3 protein-coding genes are annotated in these 3549 nt (G+C 71.4%); 1 reads left to right on the plus strand and 2 read right to left on the minus strand.

Annotated features, from left to right (window positions below; translation table 11 throughout):
* Nucleotides 1–152: 152 nt before the first annotated feature.
* Nucleotides 153–839 carry a TIGR03086 family protein gene (locus GEV10_31970; protein MQA83018.1) on the minus strand — a complete coding sequence of 229 codons (687 nt, stop codon included), beginning with the start codon at nucleotides 837–839 and terminating at the stop codon, nucleotides 153–155.
* 19 nt (nucleotides 840–858) lie between these two features.
* Entirely contained in the window at nucleotides 859–1653 is a 795-nt protein-coding gene (locus GEV10_31975) for an SDR family oxidoreductase (GenBank protein MQA83019.1), read from the minus strand.
* Nucleotides 1654–1808: 155 nt separating this feature from the next.
* On the opposite strand from GEV10_31975, the gene GEV10_31980 reads away from it, so the two are divergent.
* Nucleotides 1809–3389 carry an alkaline phosphatase gene (locus tag GEV10_31980; protein MQA83020.1) on the plus strand — a complete coding sequence of 527 codons (1581 nt, stop codon included), beginning with the start codon at nucleotides 1809–1811 and terminating at the stop codon, nucleotides 3387–3389.
* Nucleotides 3390–3549: the final 160 nt, after the last annotated feature.

Here is a 3549-nt window from a genome sequence, read left to right on the forward strand (position 1 = left end):
ACCCGCGAAGTGCCTTTCTCCAAGAGCAACAGGACCGTCGACAAGTCCCAGTTTCCCTTGCAGACAAGGCACTTTCGCATCACCACACCCCGTGTCGCCCCACCAGGTGTGAAAGACCGAGGTTAACGTGATCAACGGGAGACCGCGCGCCGTCAGGCGGGGTCGCGCCCGAGGAACGCGGCGAGCCGGTCGGCCGCGGTCGCCGTGGGCGGGGCCTCCGGCTCGGGCTGGAACGAGGTCGCGCCGCGGGGGTGGTCGCCGTAGAACACCTTGGCCGCGGGCAGGGCCTTGGCCGCGGCGTTCGGCGCGAGGTCGGTGGGTTGCCCGGTGGCGCGGGCGAGGTCCCAGCCGTGCGTGAGCATCTCGTTGACGAGCATCTGGACCACGAAGGAGCCCGGTGCCTCCTGCGGACCGAACGTGCGGTCGAGGAGTCCGGGCGCGGCCAGCGCGGAGCGAACGCGCGTGACCGAGTCGGTGTAGGAGGTGACGTGGTCGCCGGCGAGATAGTCGGTGGTGGCGTCGGGTGTGGGCATGTCGTGGCCGCCCTCGGCGAGTGCGGCGTGTGCGTAGTTCTCGAACGTCATGTGGTTCAGCAGGTCGCGGATCGACCAGGTGCCGCATCCGCTCGCCTCGCCGAGGGCGGAGGCGTCGACGTTGCGCACCACGGCCTCGACGTCGGTCAGCACCTCGTTGGCGGAGGCGAGGACGGTCGTCGCGTCGACCGCGGCCAGGGTTTTCTCATCCAAACGCTGACACCCGGGTGGGGAACGGCGCGGACGGCGGGCGCCGCCCACGCGACGGACCGTATCCACCGGGCGAGGCGGAGGACAACCGATTATGCGGCGGCGGGAATCCGGCTCAGGGGAGGATCGAGTCGACGTAGCCGCCGTCGACGCGGAGCGCGCCGCCGGTGGTCGCGGATGCCTGGTCCGAGGCGAGGTAGACGACGAGGTGGGCGATCTCGGCCGGCTCGATGAGGCGTTCGATGAGCGAGTACGGTCGGTGCTCGCGCATGAACCTGGTCTGCGCCTCGTCCCAGGGCAGGTCGTCGCCGACCATCTCGGCGACGAAGTCCTCGACGCCGCCGGTATGGGTGGGGCCGGCGATGACCGAGTTCACCGTGACCCCGGTGCCCGACGCCGCCTTGGCGAAGCCACGCGTCACGGCGAGCAGGGCGGTCTTGGTGACGCCGTAGTGCACCATCTCGACCGGTGTGACGACGGCGGAGTCGCTGGCGATGTTCATGACCCGGCCCCAGCCGCCTTCGATCATCCGCGGGAGGTAGCCGCGCGTCAGGCGGACGCCGGAGAGGACGTTGACCTCGAAGTACCGGCGCCACTCGTCGTCGTCGATCTCGAGCACGGGGCGCGCGCCGAAGATGCCGAGGTTGTTGACGAGGACGTCGACGTCGCTCGCGGCGTCGAGCATCGTCGCGGCGCCGTCCGCGGTGGCGAGGTCGGCGGCCACGGCCGTGACGTCGGCCGACGGGATCTCGGCGAGGAGCCTGGCCGCCGCGCGTTCGGTGGACTCGGCGCCGCGGCCGTTGACGACCACGGCCGCTCCGGCGCGGGCGAGCTCTGTCGCGATCGCGTGGCCGATGCCCTGGGTGGAGCCGGTGACGAGGGCGCGGTGTCCGGACAGGTCGATCTCCATGTCCGCCACTATGGCGCGGCGGGGGACCGACACGGACGGCGGGCCGCCGGATCCGGCCATGCAGCGCTCACGGTCGGTGACGTCATCCCGTGTTCAGGCAAGCGCGCCGACGGTTCACGCCGCGGTCATGGCGCGGTGGGTCCGCACCCTCTTGGATGGAGCCGGGTGGGTGCGGACAGGAGGCGGGCAGCATGGCTCGGAACATCAGTCGTCGACGGCTGTTGCAGGTGGCAGGTGCCGGACTCGGGTGGGGCGCGTTCGGGTGGGGTGCCGTCGCGCTGGCGGAGCGCGCGGAGACGCGGACGGCGGTGTCGCCGACGTTCCCCGACGACCCCTTCGCACTCGGGGTGGCGTCGGGCGACCCGACGCCGGACGGCGTGGTGCTGTGGACCAGGCTGGCGCCCGACCCGCTCGCGGCCGACGGGCGCGGCGGCATGCGCGACGTCACGGTCCCGGTGAGCTGGGAGGTCGCGACCGACGACGGGTTCCGTCGCGTGGTGGCGCGCGGTACCGAACGCGCGACCCCGGGCCTCGGGCACTCCGTACACGCCGAGGTCGGTCGGCTGCAGCCGGGACGCGAGTACTTCTACCGCTTCCGCGCGGGTCGCGAGATCAGCCCGGTCGGCCGGACGAAGACGGCGCCCGCGGCCACCAGCCGGCCCGCCACGCTGAAGCTGGCACTCGCGTCCTGTCAGTCCTGGGCCGGCGGCCGGTACGCCGCGTACCGCGCGATGGTCGAGGACGATCCCGAGCTGGTGATCCACGTGGGCGACTACATCTACGAGAACGGCGGCACGGAGACGCTCACCGACTTCCGGCTCATCTACTCGCTCTACAAGACCTCGCCCGACCTGCAGGCCGCGCACGCGACGGCGCCGTTCGTGGTGACGTTCGACGACCACGAGGTCGAGAACAACTGGGCGGAGGACGAGTCGCAGCCCGACGGTGAGGCGTCGAACGCGCGGTTCCTCGCGCTGCGCGCGGCGGCGTTCCAGGCGTACTACGAGAACCTTCCGCTGCGCCGACCCGCGCGCCCGGCCGGGCCCGACATGCGCGTGTACCGCCGGCTCAGGTACGGGACGCTCGCCGAGATCAACGTGCTCGACACCCGCCAGTACCGCGACGACCAGCTGGCCGAGGGCTTCCCCAGTGGCCCCCTCGACCCGCGGTCGGCCGACCCCGGGAGGGACTTCCTCGGCCCCGAGCAGGAGCAGTGGCTCTACGACGGGCTCGACCGTTCGCGAGCGCGCTGGAACGTCCTCGCGCAGCAGACGATCATGGCGCACTACGACTACGACACCAGCGCCGCCGTGGCCGTCAACCACGACCAGTGGGACGGCTACATCGGCGCGCGCGACCGGCTCGTCGACTACGTCGGTGAACGGCGACCGGACAACCCGGTCGTGCTCACCGGTGACTGGCACTCCAGCTGGGTCAACGACGTCAAGGCCGACCACGCGGACCAGGAGTCCGAGACACTGCTGACCGAGTTCGTCGGGACGTCCGTCAGCTCCGGCTGCGGCTGGGCGGGACAGGTGGCCGCGGCCCTGCCGGTCAACCCGCAGGTGAGGTTCTTCGACGGAGCCAAGCGTGGGTACGTCAGGTGCACCGTGACGCCGGACGAGTGGCGCAGCGACTACCAGGTCGTGACGTCCGCGAACGACACTGCGAACCCGGCGACGACCCTGACGTCCTGGGTGGTGGAGAACGGCACGGCGGGAGCGGTGCCGGCCTAGAACCCGTGAGGGGCACCCTCACCGTGCCATGGAGGCTGTTGCGCTTTGGGGTCCGGTGTGGTGATGGCGTGACTATGGGGAGGATGTGTGAGTCGGGGGGTGTGCCCGGGTCATGCTGGCTGGGTGGTCGCTGTGCTGGTGGTGAAGAGGCGCCGCAGGT

Source organism: Streptosporangiales bacterium (assembly GCA_009379955.1).
Classification (GTDB): domain Bacteria; phylum Actinomycetota; class Actinomycetes; order Streptosporangiales; family WHST01; genus WHST01.